Source organism: Arthrobacter sp. CDRTa11 (assembly GCF_026427775.1).
Lineage (GTDB): Bacteria > Actinomycetota > Actinomycetes > Actinomycetales > Micrococcaceae > Arthrobacter.
This window is the reverse complement of sequence record NZ_CP044532.1, coordinates 5,027,254-5,043,615: the sequence shown is the minus strand read 5'-3', so window position 1 is coordinate 5,043,615 and position 16,362 is coordinate 5,027,254. Positions and strand designations below refer to the sequence as shown.

Sequence of the window (16,362 nt, the reverse complement as noted above, 5' to 3'; positions counted from 1 at the left end):
GCGCGGGCCAGAGCCGGACCGATCCGAAGGAGAAATCTCATGGCGCAGAAGACCTTGCAGGATGTTCTCGACGAGGCAGGCAACACCGTCGAACTCCTGCGCAACTCACAACTTGGCACCTATATCTACCCGGTGGTCCCGGCCGAGTTCACCAACTGGCGGCGCGAGCAGCGGGCCTGGCGCGAGACCGCCGTGCTCTATGACCAGTCGCACCATATGGTGAACTTCTTTATGAACGGCCCCGGCGCCCTCAAGCTCGTGTCCGATACAGGAATTAACAGCTTCGCGAACTTCCCCGTCAACACGGCAAAACAGTTCGTGCCGACGGCGTCCAACGGCGGCGTGATCGGCGACGGCATTCTTTTCCACCTGGCCGAGAACGAATTCGTCTACGTCGGCCGCGCCCCTACCGCCAACTGGCTCCAGTTCCACGCCGAGACGGGAGGGTACGACGTCGAGTGCAGGTATGACGACAGGTCGCCGTCGCGCCCTTATGGCCAGGCGGTCAGGCGCGAGTTTTACCGCTTCCAGATCCAGGGCCCCAACGCCTGGCAGATCATCGAGAAGCTCAACAAGGGAAGACTCGAGCAGGTGAGGTTCTTTCACATGGGCCACCTCGGTATTGCCGGGGAGCAGGTGCGTACGCTGCGCCACGGCATGGCAGGCGCCCCCGGGCTGGAGATCTGGGGGCCCTATGAGCAGCACGGGAAGATCCGTGACGCCGTGCTGGAGGCTGGCGCCGAGTTCGGTCTTGAACCGTGCGGGTCACGCGCCTACTCCTCGAACACCCTGGAATCCGGCTGGATCCCGTCGCCGTTGCCCGCGATTTACAGCAGCGAGGCTGAACGGAGCTACCGTGAATGGCTGCCCGCCACGAGTTATGAAGCGATCAATGCGCTCGCCGGCTCCTTTGTGTCGCAGAACATCGAGGACTACTACTTAACCCCGTGGGAGCTCGGTTATGGCTCGTTTGTGAAGTTTGACCATGACTTTATTGGCCGTGACGCCCTCGAGAAGATTGATCCTGCCAAGCAGCGCAAGAAGGTCACGCTGGCCTGGAACGATGAGGACCTGGCGAAGATCTGGGCCTCCTTCCTGGACCGCGACAGCGTGGGATACCAGTTCTTTGACGTGCCCAACGCGAACTACGGATCATCGAACTATGACTCCGTGGTGGACGCCGACGGGACCGGGGTTGGGCTCTCGCTCTTCACCGGCGTCACCGCCAACGAACGGCGCGGGCTGTCCCTGGCCACCGTGGATGCCAACGTCGAAATCGGCACGGAGGTCCACGTGATCTGGGGCGAACCCGACGGTGGAAGCAGGAAGACCACGGTGGAACCACACCAGCAGATCAGTGTGCGCGCCGTGGTCAGCCCCGCGCCCTACGCCGTCACTGCCCGCACCGAATACCACGGCGGCTGGCGGACCGCCGCCGCTGCCGGTGCCGGAAACCGAGGGGCCGACGGCGGCACCGGTCCGGTCATGTGAGGAAGATACGGGTAGTGGCGCCGGCGAAGCTGCCGGCATTCCGGGCGGCGGGCAGTCCTTACTGACTACGCCCGCCTGGGGTAAATGGTGCCGGTGGCAAATGTGCCGGTGAAGCAGGGCGGTTCAGGCCACCCGCCAGACGCTGCACTCGTCGGCATTGATGGCTTTGCGGAGGCCGGTGTGGCGGTCCATGATCCAGACGACGCCGATGCCTGGCGCCGTCTCCTGGACGCGGCCGCGGCGGATCACCACGTCGTCGTAGCTGGGGCCCACGGAGAGGCGGGCTTCGATTTCGTCACCGCGGTGGAGCTGGTCCAGGGCGCGGACTCTGGTTACATGGGTTTTGGCTTCCTTCAACATCACGTGGCCCCCTGAGCTGGAGTTGGTGCCTGCTCTTGCCGGCCCTTCCAGTGTGGCGGGGCAATGTTGCAGCCGCGTTTCCTCACGGTTAGGTCCCGGTTAGTTCTCTGAACCAGCCCTGTTTCTGCCTCGTGGGTGGGTCAGCGGCCCTGCGGCGATGCGCCTGCCTAGAGTAGGTGCATGAAGATCCTCGACGTGATCTGGAACGCTGTGCTGGGCGTGTCCGCGATAGCACCGCTGGCCACGTTCGGAGTGGTCCTGGTGGCTTACCTGACCTACCGGCAAAAGGCGCACGCGGACAGGCGGGACCAGTGGTGGAAACGCGCGCAGTGGGCCATCGACTCGGCGTTGAACGACGCTGATCCCCAACGGCGCCTCGCGGGGATGCGCGTGCTGGTCCAGCTGGTTGGCAGCGACCTGGCCACGGCGGAGGACGCTGACCTGATGAGTGCCCTGGCGGTGGGGATCCAGACCCAGGAACTCGCACGGCTCTCCACCGGGGCAGGTGCCTCCGGGCTTCGGCCCGACGGACGCGCCGACAAACGGGCCGGGGATGGTCCGGCAGTTGTGGACCGGATCCTGGCGGAAGCTGAAAAGCTCATCGCCGCAGCGGAGGCCCGGTCTGCCCGCCCCTAGCGCAGAGGCGGGTTTCCACACTGCTGCCGGCCTCTAGAATCAATGCTGACGGAAGGTGGCCGCCAGTGAAGGACACTGATACCGGAATGCAGGGAACAGTACTGCAGGAGCGCTACAGGGTGGGTGACGTACTGGGCCAGGGCGGGATGGGCACCGTGTACCGCGGCACCGATCTGGCGCTGGGCCGTGATGTGGCCCTGAAGATTTTCCGTGCCGACGTTGCGGATGCGGCTGAGCTGAGCAGGCAGCAAAGCGAAGTTCGTTTGCTTGCCCGGCTGAACCATCATGGCTTGGTGACACTGTTCGATGCCGGCTCCCTTGTCCAGGGTCAGAGGGACGTTCCCTTCCTGGTGATGGAGCTGATCCCGGGGGTCGATCTCCACCGTCATTTGAAGGCGGGGCCGCTGACGGGGATGGAAGCAGCACGGATAGGGGCGGAGCTTTCTGAGGCGCTGCAATACATCCATCACCACGAGGTGGTGCACCGTGATGTTAAACCGGCCAATATCCTGCTGGCCCGCTACGGCTCTGATGCAACAGTCCGGGCCAAGCTGGCGGACTTCGGCATTGCCCGGATGCTGGACGGGACGCGGCACACAGCCACCAACATGATTCCGGGTACAGCCGCTTACCTGAGCCCCGAACAGGCCAGCGGGGAGCCCGTAGGTCCGCCTGCCGATATTTACTCACTGGGCCTGGTTCTGCTGGAGGCTCTGACCGGGAAGGTTGAATTTCCGGGGCCTCCCCTTGAGGCGGCCGTGGCCCGGTTGTCCAGGTCCCCGGTTGTGCCGGCTGAATTGGGCAACCGGTGGAAACCGCTGCTGACCGCGATGACCGCACGCGACCCCGCGATGAGACCTGATGCAGGAACAATCGCCACGGCGCTGCACGACGGCGGGGACTGGGCCACGCTGTCCGGTCCTATGGATCCTGCGGATGCGGTGGAAACACCGGGTCCGCAGGGGACCCTGGTCCTGGGCGCCAGCCAAGGGCAGAGCCCTGCGGCGGCGCCAGGTGGTTGGGAAGGAGGAGTGCTGCCCGCTCTTGCAAGCAGCGAGATAACCAACGCCACGTCCTGGCGTCCGGCTTCTCCCCAGCCGCCGACGCGCAAGCCAGCAGCCGTCCCCCGGGAGCAGGGTCCGCAGCGGCGCTGGGGAAAGCTGCTCCGCAACACCGGCCGCCAACAACTGTGGATCCTCGGGGCGTTGGTTGTGGCCGTGGCTGTCTTCATCGCCATTGTGCTGCTGAATTCAGTGCCTTCGTCAGATCCTGGCCCTGCAAATGCTCCCGATCCGGTCATTCCAGGGCAGATGGGCGAGCACTTCAAGGAACTGGAAGAGAGCGTCAAGCCATGACCGGCGTACAAAATAGCAACATGTTGGTTCCCGACTCAGGACTGGGGCCCGTCGTTCCTCCCCGCAGACGCCGTTTCCTTCGCCGAACCGCCATGTTTTTGCTGGCCGCCGCCCTCTTGGCTGGGTGCACCGGTGTACCCGAGCTGGACGGCGAGGCGGCTGGACAGTTCCAGGCGCGGGTTGTCGCAGCGAAGCAGATGGCCGCTGAACAGGAGTTTCATGGTGCCGTGGCTGAACTGGAGCAGCTCGGCAAGGATGTGCAGGCTGCCGGAGGCCAGGGACGCGTGTCACAGGAGAGGCGATCCCGGATTGAAGCGGCACTTGCAAAGGTAAGGGCCGACCTGGAAGCCGCCATTGCCGCTGCCGAACGCCCCACACCCAGCCCATCCGTCTCCTCTCCTGGACCCCAGAAAGATGAGGGCAAGGACAAGGACGAGGATGGAAAAACCGAAGACGGCAAGGACGAAAACAAAAATAAAGGGAAGGACGACTGACCCCTGGTTACGTCCCTTCGCACTTTGGGCACCACAGTCTTGAGGGGAACTTGAGCTGTTGCCATCACTGTCTTGAGAACTCCGTGCAAATATTGCGTCGGCAACACACTGCGGCGGGGATTGGAACATACAGCTCCGCTACGGACGTGACCGGCCGGGACCCGTCCTTCGCTGGGGACTGACGGGCAGCGGTGGTGGGGCGGCGCTCAAGCAGACGGGCGTTGTCCAACCAAGCAGGTCAGAAGATCTGGCCGGCACCGGCTACCAGTGTGGAACCCCGCCCGCGACGCCGTGTCCCTGCTTTGGGAGTGTGCAAGACCGGGAGCGGTGAACCTCGCAGCGGCAGCCACGCCGGCGTGCGGGCAGGAAAAGACCTCCCCGAACCCGTCAGCTCGTTCAACCGGTTACGGAGTTGGTTCGCGAAGATTTCCTGCATGACAACCCGGTTTTCCACTACCGATCCTCCCGTGTCCGATCCGGGAGGCCGCAGCCATGGACCGTGCGGCAAGAGGCGGGGGCTGTGCGCCACAGGCCCGCCGATCTTTGTAAGTTCCTGCGCCGTCTGCAGCAAGCGGGGATCCCGGCGGTACCTCAGCGGCACGTCGAAAGAATCGAAAATGGCCTGTATTTCTTGAGTTGGGGTCACGCTCGCTCCAAGGTCAACCGCAATGCCGGCCGTTGTCCCCGTCCCAGCGGGGGAGCCCGTCGTTAACCTCAGGATAAGACCCGCGCCGTCCCTGCGGCCACGAAAGGGGGCAAATAGGGGGCTCTGCAGGGGCCTCCTTAATCTCTGCATCGATGACGTCGAGCAGCCCGGAACGTCACTGATCCTTCAGCGTGTAGTGAGCCGGTACACCGACACGTGGCTGCGGGATTCTGCGGTGAACTCGCTGCGGTCCCAGTCCGCCCACCGGGATTCCAGCTCAAACCCGGCAAGCCGCGCCATGAGGTCGAGCTCGCTGGGCCAGATGTAGCGGTGTGGTGTCCGCCCGATCCTGGCCTCCCGCCCGTCGGACAGTTCCGGGCCGAACTGCACGTGGTGTGAGATGACGTGCTGGTGCAGCACGTCATAGGTATCCACCAGGAGATAGCCTGGCTGGCTCACCTCCACCGTTCCGCCGTGTCCAGGAGGCAGGGAACGAAGTTGCGGCACCCAGAGCTCAATGACGAAGTGCCCGCCCGGGGCAAGATGACGGGCGGCATTCTGGAAACAGCGGACCTGATCCTCCTGCGTCAGGAGGTTGGAGATGGTGTTGAACACCAGGAACGCAAGCGAGAAGCCCCCCACCCGCCGTTGCCTCCGTCATGTCCCCCTGGACCACGGGAATCCTGTCCTCTCCGACCTTTTCCCGCAGCCGGGAGATCATCGCGTGGGACAGCTCGATTCCGCTGACCTTGACCCCTGCTTCCAACAGGGGGATGGCGACACGGCCCGTGCCGATGGCGAACTCAACAGCCGGACCATCGCCTGCCAGGCGTGACAGCACCTCCACCGTGGGGGCCAGTACCTCCGGCGCGAACATACCCTCTCCCGGGGTGTCGTACTGTTTCGCTGTCTCGTCGTCCCAGAGCTGTTGCTGGTTAGTCATCCCGCCACTATTCCATCCGACTGGGCCAGGCATCTACAGGCACTCAAAGTAGGCCGTCCACATCGCCAAAACCTGCCTTACAGCCGGCGGGTTCGCACGGAACACGTTTTGGTGTGCCTTCAATGCGCGGAGGGGATCCCCGGCGTCATCTGGCTCCCGGCGCCTATGATGAAACCGCAGGCCAGGCTCCCGCTGCTGCTTGAAAGCCGCGGAACCACCGCGGGCAGGCTTGACTCCCTGCTGTGCCAACGGGCGTACAGCTGACCCTTACCGAACGTAGAAACAGACCATGCCGAAGAGAACCTCCAGGGACATCCGCAACGAGAGCCGCTTCGCGCTTCTCCGCGGCCTGTACTCACTGCGCACCGCCACCCGGCAGGAGCTGGCGGCCGCCACGGGCCTGAGCTTCGCCACCATTTCCAACATCGTCGGGGAACTGATCGAGGTGGGGGTGCTGGTGGAGGCCGGCAGGGAGGACTCGGGGGGAGGGCGGCCCGTCACCCGGCTGAAAATCTCCCCGGAACGCGGGGCCCTGGTGGGGGTGGACGTCGCTGAAACCTACATCCACGTGGACATCTACGATCTCGCCCTCGGTGTGATCGGCAAGGCCGAGAGCGAACTGGCCATCGAGGAAAACGAGCCCGCCGCCCTTGTCAGGCACGTGGCGGGCGTGATCGAACAAGCCGCAGTGGACGCCGGCATCACCCGGGAGAGGCTCCTGCGGGCGGGTGTCAGCCTTCCCGGCCAGGTGGACCCGGAGCGCGGTGTGTCCGTCTTCGCGCCGAACTGGGACTGGCATGAAGTCCGGATCCAGTCGCTGCTGGCGGAGGCCATTGGGCTTCCCGTGGACGTGGACAACCCGCTGCGCGCCATCGCCATCGCCGAACTCTGGTTTGGCGCGGGCCGGCTGGTGAACAACGTGGCCACCGTCAACCTCGGGACCGGCGTGGGGGCAGGCCTGGCAATCGACGGTGAACTGGTTCGCGGAGCCAGCAACACTGCCGGTGAGTGGGGCCACACAACCCTGGTCTTCGACGGCCGCTTGTGCCGCTGTGGCCGCAGAGGCTGCGTGGAGGCCTACCTCGGCGTCCCTGGCCTGCAGCAGACCATGGCCGAAATCAATGCCTCCCACGATCTGCTCACGGGTGACCGCCAGCGCGAGTTCGTTTCAAATGTCGCCAAGGGGCTGTCCGACGGCGATGCCGACTGCCTGGAACTCATAGAAGTCACCGGGCGCTACTTCGCGGCGGCCCTGGGCAACCTGATCAATTTCATCAACCCGGACCACGTCAGCGTCCTGGGCTGGACAGCAGGGAGCATCGGCAAAGAACTCCTGGACGTCACGGAGAAGCACCTGTCACAGGAGATGTTGCCCAGCGCCGGCCGGGCCGTCCAGGTGGGACTGTCCACGGTGGCGGGAAATTCCGTCACGCTGGGCATGGCCACGCTGGCGCTGGAAAGCTTCCTGGAACAGGTGGGGGTGCCCAGCCGGGGACGCACGGGGCCGGGAGCCACCCGGCGGGGCGCGAAACTTCCGGCAGGCGCGGAATAAGGGACCTGGGAAAACGCCGGCGGCGGATTCGCAGCTGAAACGTCAGCCGGAGACTGGGAGATGCCTTCCCAGGAACGGTTTCCACAGTTATTCTAATGGTTGAAATAAGAGATAGATTATGTAGATTTTGTCCGGGTCGTGCTGCCGGACGCTAAAGGAGACTTACTTTCCATGCGGACTTTTGAAATCGGCAGCCAGGACTTCCTGCTCGACGGCGAGCCGTTCCGGGTCCTGTCCGGCGCCATCCACTATTTCCGGGTCCACCAGGACCTGTGGGCAGACCGGATCCACAAGGCCAGGCTGATGGGCCTGAACACCATCGAGACGTATGTTCCCTGGAACGAACACTGCCCTGTGCCGGGAGTTTTTGCCTTGGAAGGACAGCTGGACCTGGGCAGGTTCCTGGACCTGGTGGCGGCAGAAGGCATGCAGGCCATCGTGCGGCCCGGCCCCTTCATCTGCGCGGAATGGGACAACGGCGGGCTCCCGGCCTGGCTTTTCAGCGATCCCAGCATAGGAATCCGGACCAGCGAACCGGGCTACCTTGCCGCCGTCGACAGCTTCTTCCAGTCGATATTGCCCGTCGTGGTGGAGCGGCAGATCACCCGCGGCGGACCTGTCATTATGCTGCAGATCGAAAACGAATACGGTGCCTACGGGAAGGACAAAGCGTACCTGCAGCACCTCGTGGATCTGTCGAAACGGGAAGGCGTGGACATTCCGCTCTTCACGTGTGATCAGCCGTTCGGCACCATGATCGAGGACGGCTCCCTTCCTGGACTCCACAAGACGGCCACTTTCGGTTCACGGGCCACGGAGCGGCTGGCGTTCCTCCGTGAGCATCAGCCTGACGGACCGCTGATGTGTGCGGAGTTCTGGAACGGCTGGTTCGACAACTGGGGCACCCACCACCACACCACCAACGCCGCCGCGTCCGCAGCCGAGCTGGATGCCCTGCTGGCCGCGGGAGCGTCGGTTAACATCTACATGTTCCACGGCGGCACCAACTTCGGGTTCACCAATGGCGCCAATGACAAGGGCATTTTCGAGCCCACCATCACCTCCTACGACTACGACGCACCGCTGACCGAGGACGGCTTCCCGACCGAAAAGTACTTCGCCTTCCGGGACGTCATCGCCAAGTACTTCCGGGTGCCGGCGGAACGTCCGGCCAGCCGCCCGGAAGCAACATCGACAAGTATTGACGCCGCTATAAGCGTCACCAGCTCCGTTTCCATCCTGGATTGCCTCGACGTCCTGGGCGCTCGTGTCCAAGTGACAGGGCCGGCACCCACTACCGAAGACGCCGGGCATTACCGCGGCTTCACCATGTACAGCACCGAACTTGCCGCCGGCGGCGTCCTGACCGTGGACGAGGTCCGCGACCGTGCACAGTTCTTCCTCGACGGCCGCCCCGTAGGCGTGCTCAGCCGCGAGTTGGGTGAACGGGCCATTGCCCTGCCGTCCGGCGGCCGCCTCGAAGTTCTGGTGGAAGACCAGGGCCGGGTCAACTACGGCCCCCGGATCGGGGAGTTCAAGGGCCTGATGGCACCTGTGAAGCTCGACGGCATGGAGCTCCTGGAGTGGGACATCCGGCCGTTGGATTTCGGGAACCTGGGCGGACTCCGTTCGGCAGCCGGACTCCTCGACGGCTTCCTCGATGGGGAAGGCTGCGTCGCTGGGGCAGGGGATGGGGCAAGTACCGGGGAATGCGGCGTGCCCGGGCCTTCAGTCTCCTTCGCGGACTTCGAAGCGGACGGACCCGGGGACCGGTACCTCCGGCTGGACGGCTGGACCAAAGGCAACGCCTTCATCAACGGCTTCAACCTGGGCCGCTACTGGAGCCGCGGGCCACAGAAAACCCTGTACGTCCCCGGCCCGCTGCTGCGTCAGGGAACCAACGAGCTGGCCATCCTGGAACTGCACGGCAGCACCAGCCGGACAGTCCGGTTTGTGTCTGGCCCGGACCTCGGCCCCGACGAAAAATAGCTCAAGCGCCGATGAGCCGCTCCCGGATAGCCACCGCGGCAGCCGCGGTGCGCGAGTGCACCCCCAGTTTGTCGAAGATGTGGCTGACGTGACGGTGGACGGTGCGGTCGCTGAGGAAAAGCCGGCCCGCGATCTCATGGTTGGACGCCCCGGCCGCGACCAGGGCGAGCACCTCAAGCTCCCGGCTCGTCAGTGCGTGCGTGCCGGCCTGAACCGTCCTGCGGACTAGGCGCTGCAGCTCCTGGACCCTGCGCACGTCGGGCTGCGCACCGAGGCGTGCGAACGTATCGCGGGCGGACTCGAGCTCGGCGTCGGCAGCCTCATCGTCGCCCAGGTCCCGGCACGCCTGGCCCACCAGCACAGCCACGGAGGCCAGCGCGTAGGGCGCCTCCAGTTCCCGCCAGGTGCCGGCGGCGCTGCGCAGCAAGGTGAGCGCGGATGAGGCGTCGCCCTCTGCCAGTGCCACCCCACCGCGGGCCTGGGCAAGTTCCGCCCGCACCACGGGCGTATCGTACGTCGTGGCGATCGACGCGATTTCCTCCGCAGCAGACCCCGCCGCGTCCAGATCGCCTGCCGCCAGCATGATCTGCACGCAGGCCGGAAGGAGGCCAAGGCGCGCCAGGGGATCCGGGGCCTCGGCAAGCGCCCGGCGGATGCCTCCCACCGCTGCGGCCGTTTCACCCTGGGAGAGCCGGAGCAGGGCGAGGCCGGGCTGGTCCTCGGCGCCACGTTCCCGGGCGCGCCGGTAGTCGTTCGCTGCCTCGGGTTCGCCGAGCAATCGGTGCAGCTCCCCGAGTTCATACCAGGCATGGCCTGCAATGCGTTGACCGAATCCCTCACGCAGCTCACCGCAGACCTCATCGAGTTCTTGCAGGGCCTGCGACCAGTCGCCGCGGAGGCGCCACAGGAGGGAGCGGTAGATCCTGCAGTTACCGAAGTACACACCACTTTGGTGAGGGAGTTCGTCGAGCCAGGCGCCAAGGGCCAGTGTCCATTCCCGGGCCCGGCTCCACTCGTGCGCCTCGAGGCAGGTGGCGATGGCGCTGCAGTAGAGCATGCTCGTTGCCCGCGGGGTGGTGTCACGGTCCACGATCGCCACCATGGCCTCGTCGAGGTGGGTCAGGCCCTCGCCCAAGCGCCCGGCCTTGACCAGGGCACGCCCCCACAAAGTCGTTGCGAAGGCCTTGAGGTCCGCCTCCGCCTGAAGCGAGCCGAGACGGGCCGCGGTTTCCAGCACACCAACCGCCTCGTCGTAACGGCCGGACCGGATCAGTCCGTGCGCGTCGGTGACCAGCAGCCAGCCGGAGTTCCCGGTCTCAGAGGTTTCCGCCGGCCCGGCATCGCGGCCTTCGGACTTCTGCCTAACAAGGTCACGCATGAGCGCCGCCCAGCCCGCTGCCCGCGAAACCTCCCCGCTAATGACAAGGGCCTGCCACAGCCAGAAGGCGATGGCGATGGCGCGACTAATGTCGCCGGAGGCGACGCGTGCCCCGTACGCGCGCCGCAGCGCTGCGACGGCGAGCTCGCCGCGGCCCATAACCTGCGCTGATTCGGCGAGCAGCTCCAAGTCCTTTGCGCCTAGCGGCTCCACCTCGTCGACGGCAAGAAATTCATCGCATGCCTCGACCCAGCGCTCCGTGCTGTGCAGCCGATGGGCCAGCTCCAGCCGACCCCTTATGTCCGCCATCGGGTCCTCCCGCTCACCATCATCCTCCTGAATGTTCGCTCGCTACAGGGCCGGGATCGGTAGAAATGCCCATCAGCCGTCAGCTGATCTGGCCTGATCTGCCGATTCGACGCAGTCCCGCCTTCGGCGATTCTGAAGGTATCCACTCCGAGAGTCGGAGTGCAGTTCCCAAGGAGGAAACCATGTCCGCACCTTTCATCTTTATCGGCACACACACGGTTAAGCCCGGGAAGCTTGAGGCATTCCAGAAGTACTTCAGCGACTTCTGCGACAACGTCGTGGAGCCGAACGAGCCCAGGTTGCTGTCGTTCCAGGCGTATGCCGATCCGGAGTCCAACCAGGTCACCATTGTCCAGATCCATCCCGATGCAGAGTCCATGGTCAGCCACATGTCGGTGATCGCGCAGCATGTCGACGTGGCGTATGCGGATTACCTTGAGCGCGAAAGCCGCTGGCAGATTTATGGCACAGCCGAGGCCGGCGTGCTCGAGAAAATCCAGACACTGGCGGGGGACAGCGTGGCACCGCGGAGCCACGAACCGTTTGCCGGCTTCACCCGCTGGTAACGCTTGGTTCGGCGCCTAGTTCCGAAGCGTGAAAAATTCCTTGCCCCACGGCCTTGCGGGCGGGGAAGGAATGGCGTTCACTGATCCTGCATCCGCCGCCGCACCCAGGAGGAACAGATGACCAGCCAGGAGACCCAGCCCGAGATGGCCCGCACGGGGCGGGAGTGGTTCAGGAATGCCGTGGTCTACCAGATCTACCCGCGGAGCTTCGCCGATTCGGACGGCGACGGCGTGGGCGACCTTCGCGGGATCATCGGCCGGCTGGACTACCTGCACCGGCTGGGGGTGGACGTCGTCTGGCTCTCCCCGGTGTACCGCTCGCCGCAGGACGACAACGGGTATGACATCAGCGACTACCGGGACATCGATCCGGTCTTCGGCGATCTGGACACGCTCGATGAACTGCTCAACGGCCTGCACGCCCGCGGCATGAAGCTGGTGATGGACCTGGTGGTGAACCATACCTCGGACGAGCACCCCTGGTTTGTGGAATCCCGTTCCGGCAAGGACAGTCCCAAGCGGGACTGGTACTGGTGGCGGCCGGCGCGGGAAGGCATGGAACCAGGTGCTCCGGGCGCCGAACCGAACAACTGGGGCTCCGCCTTCTCGGGCTCGGCGTGGGAGTATGACCAGGCCAGCGGGGAGTATTACCTGCACCTTTTCTCCAAGAAGCAGCCCGACCTGAACTGGGAAAACCCCGAGGTCCGGGTGGCCATCTACGACATGATGAACTGGTGGCTGGACCGGGGCGTGGAGGGCTTCCGGCTGGACGTCATCAACTTCATCTCCAAGGATCCTGCCTTGCCTGACGGACCCAGGGCGGACGGCATGCTGTACGGCGACGGCGGCCCGCACTACATTTCGGGGCCAAGGATCCACGAGTTCCTCCAGGAAATGCATCAGGAGGTCTTCGAGGGCAGGGACAAGGACCTCCTGACCGTGGGGGAGATGCCTGGCGTCACGGTGGAGGACGCCCTGCTGTTCACAGATCCAGTCCGCGGCGAGGTGGACATGGTGTTCCAGTTCGAACACGTGGCCCTGGACCAGGAGGGCGGCAACAAGTGGCGGCCCAGGAAGCTCCAGCTGACAGACCTCAAGAAGTCCCTTGGCCGCTGGCAGGAGGCGCTGGGGGAGCGCGGCTGGAACAGCCTGTACTGGGGAAACCACGACCAGGCCCGCGCCGTCTCACGGTTCGGCGATGACGGCCAGTACCGTGAGCTGTCAGCCAAGATGCTGGCCGCAGTCCTCCACCTCCACCGCGGAACCCCGTATGTCTATCAGGGCGAAGAGCTGGGCATGACCAACATGACGTTCGGCGCCATCAGCGATTACCGCGACATCGAGGTCCTCAACCACCACCGGGAAGCCACCACCCACCTCGGCCACACGGATGCCGAAGTCCTCGCCGCCCTGGCACCGCTTAACCGGGACAACGCACGCACCCCGGTCCAGTGGGACGCCAGCAGGCATGGCGGCTTCACCACTGGTTCCCCCTGGATCGCCGTGAATCCCAACGCCAACACCATCAACGCCGCTGCCCAGGTGGACGACCCGGAATCCGTGTACAACTTCTACCGGCAGGTCATTGCGCTGCGCCACACGGACCCGGTGGTGGCTGACGGGGATTTCACCATGCTCCTGCCCGAGGACCAGCACGTCTACGCCTTCCGGCGCTCGCTGCCGGACGCCGAGCTTCTGGTGCTGGGCAATTTTTCCGGAACAGCACAGACGGCCGACGTCGGGATCCCCGCCTGGTCAAATGCCGTCCAGGTTTTGGGGAACTACCCGCCCTCCCCCGGATTTGAGCTTCGGCCGTGGGAAGTGAAAGTGCTGCGCCGGGAAGGGTAATTGCTGCGCCAGGAAGAGTCGCCGCTGGTGTGCTCTCAGCCGCTCACGGCGCCAGCCGGTCGCCCTGATGGTGCACCCTGAACCATTTGTAACCGTAACGGCCCAGCTCCACTGTGAAGGCGCCGTCGGGTTCCAAAGGCACATTGTCGCCGTCGAGCACGTCCAGCAGGACGGCACCCTTGTACGCTCGCGGGCCGGCGTCCTCCGGGCCTGCCCTGCCGGCGACTTTCACCGGGTCCTCGCCGAGGTTGTGCAGCAGAACCATGGTGGCCCCGTCCGAGCTGCAGGTGTGGGCGAAGACCGCGGGCTCCGGCTGGTCGATCATGGCGAAGTGGCCCCAACCCAGCTCCGGCGACTCACGGTAGCGCTGCATCAGGATGGCCATAAAGTTCCAAAGGGAATCAGGATCCCGTTTGGCGGCCGCCGCGCTGACGTTCTCCGGCCCGTACTCGCCGCGCACCAGCGGAACCACCAGGTCTGAGGCCTTGGCAGTGGAGAAGCCGCCGTTCTTCCCGTTGTTCCACTGCATGGGCGTACGGACGGCGGCCCGGCTTTTCTGCTTCAGGTCCTCGCCCATGCCGATCTCCTCGCCGTAGAAGAGCACCGGCGTGCCGGGCAGGCAGAACAGCAACGAATAGACCATCCGGATTCTGTCCGCATCACCACCAAGCATTGGCGGCAGCCGGCGCCGCAGCCCGCGGCCGTAGATCTGCATGGATTTCTCGGGCCCGAAGGCGGCGAAAACCTCCTGCCGTTCGGCGTCGCTGAGCTTGTCCAGCGTCAGCTCGTCATGGTTGCGGACGAACATGGCCCACTGGTTGTCCGGGTGCAGGGCGGGCCTGCTTTTGAGGGTCTCGGCCAACGGCCGGGCATCCTGCCGGGCCAGGGACAGGTAGAGGTGCTGCATGGACATAAAGTCGAACTGCATGTTCAGCTCATTGCCGTCAGGGCCGCCGAAGTATTCCAGCTGCTCCTTGTAGGGCAGGTTGACTTCGCCTAGCAGCACCGCGCTGCCGTTCCGGCGGCTCACGAAGCTGCGCAGCGCCGTCAGGTAGTCATGCGGATCGAGGTTGGCGGCCTCGTCCTTGGGCTGGCCGCGGGTTTCCAGGAAGAACGGGACGGCATCCAGCCGGAAGCCGTCCAGCCCCAGCTCCAGCCACAGGCCCATGGCCTTGGCGATCTCGTTCCGGACAGCCGGGTGCGTGACGTTGAGATCCGGCTGGTGCTCCGCGAACATGTGGAGGTACCACTCCCCGGTGGCCTCGTCCTTGGTCCACAGCGACGTTTGCTCGCCGGGAAACACCACTTCGGACGAGGTGTCCGGCGGAGTGTCCTTCCGCCAGACGTAATAGTCCCGGTAGGGGTTGTCCGTGGATTTCCGGGCTTCCTTGAACCAGGGATGCTGGATGGAGGTGTGGTTGACCACAAAGTCGGCGATGACCCGCATGCCCCGGTCCTTGGCCGCGCGGATGAACTCCACGAGATCCCCCATGGTGCCCAGCCGGGGATCCACGGTGAAGAAGTCAGTGACGTCATAGCCGTCGTCCCGGTCCGGGGACGGGTAGAACGGCATCAACCAGATGCACGTGACGCCCAGCGCTGCGAGGTAGTCCACCCGCTGGGTCAGGCCCGCGAAGTCGCCGGTGCCGTCGCCGTCGTCGTCAAAAAAGGTCTCCACGTCCAGGCAGTAGATGACCGAGTTCTTCCACCAGAGATCTGAAGTTTCCGCGATCCTCATGGTGTGGCCGCCTTTGCCATGGTCTCGTTTGCCGGCGTCACTCTGCCCGGAATCCCCCTTGAGACAGTCCCACGGAGTCGGGGCAGGACATCGGCCGCGAAAGCGTCAATGAAAGATCCCTGCTCCTGGCCCACGAAATGCAGGTAGAGCTCCTCGAAGCCGAGTTCTCCGTACCCGGCAAGCCACTCCGCGTGACGGTCCAAGCTGGCCGAGACGTTGACGGCTTTCCGCACCTGGTCCTCGCCCACGTGGGCGCTGACGCCGTCGAAATGCCCGGCCGTGGGGAGGTCCCAGGGGATGGGCGGAGCGAAAGTATTGCTCCGCCACTGGTCAAGCGCTACCGCCGTTGCTTCTCTTTCAGTGGGCGCCCAGGACAAATGCACCTGCAGGACTGCCTTTCCGCGGCCGCCGTTGTCCCGGTACGCGGCCAGCATGTCCTTCAGCTTCGCGGGCGGCTGGTTGACTGTCACCAGGCCGTCGGCCCAAGAGGCGGCGCGGCGTGCGGTGTCCACACTGATCGCCGGCGCGATCAGCGGAGGCGGAGGCTCGGGAACGTCCCAGATTCTTGCCTGTTCAACGGTCACCAGTCCATGGTGCGTCACTTCCTCGCCGCGGTGAAGGCGCCGGATCACGTCCACGCATTCCTCGAGCCGGCGCTGACGGGTCTCCTTCGGCGGCCAGGCATCACCGGTGACGTGCTCGTTCATGTTCTCCCCACTTCCGGGGGCCATCCAGAACCTGCCGGGAAACATGCTGGCAAGCGTGGCTGAGGCGTGCGCGATGATGGCCGGGTGGTAGCGCTGCCCCGGTGCCGTCACCACGCCGAAGCTCAGGTTGGTGGTGGCCAGTGCCGCTCCAAGCCAGGACCAGGCAAAGCCGGAGTGTCCCTGCCTGGCTGACCAGGGCTCGATGTGGTCCGAGCACATGGCGGCGTCAAAACCGGCCTGCTCTGCGTGCTGGACGTCCCTGAGCAGCTGGGCGGGACTGATCTGTTCATGTGAGGCGTGAAAGCCGACGGTGACCATCGTTAAGGTCTACCGTCCGGCAGGGTGCTGTG

Annotated in this window: 13 protein-coding genes and 1 pseudogene; 8 read left to right on the top strand and 6 right to left on the bottom strand. The window is 65.0% G+C overall.

The genetic code is table 11. The annotated features are described in order from the left end of the window. Positions 1 to 39 precede the first annotated feature (39 nt). Positions 40 to 1,491 (top strand): vanillate/3-O-methylgallate O-demethylase, encoded by a 1,452-nt coding sequence (gene ligM, locus F8G81_RS22990; RefSeq protein ID WP_267276919.1) that lies wholly within the window; start codon positions 40 to 42, stop codon positions 1,489 to 1,491. A gap of 123 nt (positions 1,492 to 1,614) precedes the next feature. Here the strand turns inward: ligM and F8G81_RS22985 are convergent, their stop codons facing one another. Continuing rightward, complete coding sequence (locus F8G81_RS22985; protein WP_267279339.1) at positions 1,615 to 1,851, bottom strand: hypothetical protein; 237 nt, start codon at positions 1,849 to 1,851, stop codon at positions 1,615 to 1,617. Between the two features lie 180 nt (positions 1,852 to 2,031). On the opposite strand from F8G81_RS22985, the gene F8G81_RS22980 reads away from it, so the two are divergent. The 3 genes from F8G81_RS22980 to F8G81_RS22970 all read left to right on the top strand — a co-directional run bounded on the left by F8G81_RS22980 (position 2,032) and on the right by F8G81_RS22970 (position 4,336). Next, positions 2,032 to 2,487 carry a hypothetical protein gene (locus F8G81_RS22980; protein ID WP_267276918.1) on the top strand — a complete coding sequence of 152 codons (456 nt, stop codon included), beginning with the start codon at positions 2,032 to 2,034 and terminating at the stop codon, positions 2,485 to 2,487. A 65-nt stretch (positions 2,488 to 2,552) separates the two neighbouring features. Further along, complete coding sequence (locus F8G81_RS22975; protein ID WP_267276917.1) at positions 2,553 to 3,842, top strand: serine/threonine-protein kinase; 1,290 nt, start codon at positions 2,553 to 2,555, stop codon at positions 3,840 to 3,842. Positions 3,843 to 3,862: 20 nt separating this feature from the next. Beyond that, complete coding sequence (locus F8G81_RS22970; protein ID WP_267276916.1) at positions 3,863 to 4,336, top strand: hypothetical protein; 474 nt, start codon at positions 3,863 to 3,865, stop codon at positions 4,334 to 4,336. Positions 4,337 to 4,574: 238 nt separating this feature from the next. On the opposite strand, the gene F8G81_RS22965 is transcribed toward F8G81_RS22970, so the two are convergent. Beyond that, positions 4,575 to 4,982, bottom strand: coding sequence for a hypothetical protein (locus F8G81_RS22965; protein WP_267276915.1), 408 nt, complete (start codon positions 4,980 to 4,982; stop codon positions 4,575 to 4,577). Positions 4,983 to 5,168: 186 nt separating this feature from the next. After that, a pseudogene (locus F8G81_RS22960) lies at positions 5,169 to 5,925 on the bottom strand (class I SAM-dependent DNA methyltransferase). 289 nt (positions 5,926 to 6,214) lie between these two features. On the opposite strand from F8G81_RS22960, the gene F8G81_RS22955 reads away from it, so the two are divergent. Together F8G81_RS22955 and F8G81_RS22950 are read left to right on the top strand one after the other, a co-directional pair. Then, positions 6,215 to 7,477, top strand: coding sequence for an ROK family transcriptional regulator (locus F8G81_RS22955; RefSeq protein WP_267276914.1), 1,263 nt, complete (start codon positions 6,215 to 6,217; stop codon positions 7,475 to 7,477). 171 nt (positions 7,478 to 7,648) lie between these two features. Next, the gene (locus F8G81_RS22950; protein ID WP_267276913.1) at positions 7,649 to 9,466 is read left to right on the top strand and encodes a glycoside hydrolase family 35 protein; all 1,818 of its coding nucleotides are present in this window, start codon (positions 7,649 to 7,651) and stop codon (positions 9,464 to 9,466) included. Between the two features lies 1 nt (position 9,467). Here F8G81_RS22950 and F8G81_RS22945 read toward each other — a convergent pair whose 3' ends face one another. Further along, positions 9,468 to 11,153, bottom strand: a complete 1,686-nt coding sequence (locus tag F8G81_RS22945) for a helix-turn-helix transcriptional regulator (protein WP_267276912.1) — start codon at positions 11,151 to 11,153, stop codon at positions 9,468 to 9,470. Between the two features lie 182 nt (positions 11,154 to 11,335). On the opposite strand from F8G81_RS22945, the gene F8G81_RS22940 reads away from it, so the two are divergent. Together F8G81_RS22940 and F8G81_RS22935 are read left to right on the top strand one after the other, a co-directional pair. Then, positions 11,336 to 11,719, top strand: coding sequence for a hypothetical protein (locus tag F8G81_RS22940; protein WP_267276911.1), 384 nt, complete (start codon positions 11,336 to 11,338; stop codon positions 11,717 to 11,719). Positions 11,720 to 11,836: 117 nt separating this feature from the next. After that, positions 11,837 to 13,567, top strand: coding sequence for a glycoside hydrolase family 13 protein (locus F8G81_RS22935; protein WP_267276910.1), 1,731 nt, complete (start codon positions 11,837 to 11,839; stop codon positions 13,565 to 13,567). A gap of 43 nt (positions 13,568 to 13,610) precedes the next feature. Here the strand turns inward: F8G81_RS22935 and F8G81_RS22930 are convergent, their stop codons facing one another. Both F8G81_RS22930 and F8G81_RS22925 read right to left on the bottom strand, forming a co-directional pair. Next, complete coding sequence (locus F8G81_RS22930) at positions 13,611 to 15,305, bottom strand: alpha-amylase family protein (protein WP_267276909.1); 1,695 nt, start codon at positions 15,303 to 15,305, stop codon at positions 13,611 to 13,613. Continuing rightward, positions 15,302 to 16,330, bottom strand: a complete 1,029-nt coding sequence (locus F8G81_RS22925) for a TIGR03885 family FMN-dependent LLM class oxidoreductase (RefSeq protein WP_267276908.1) — start codon at positions 16,328 to 16,330, stop codon at positions 15,302 to 15,304. Before F8G81_RS22925 ends, F8G81_RS22930 begins: the two co-directional genes overlap by 4 nt. Between the last annotated feature and the right edge of the window lie 32 nt (positions 16,331 to 16,362).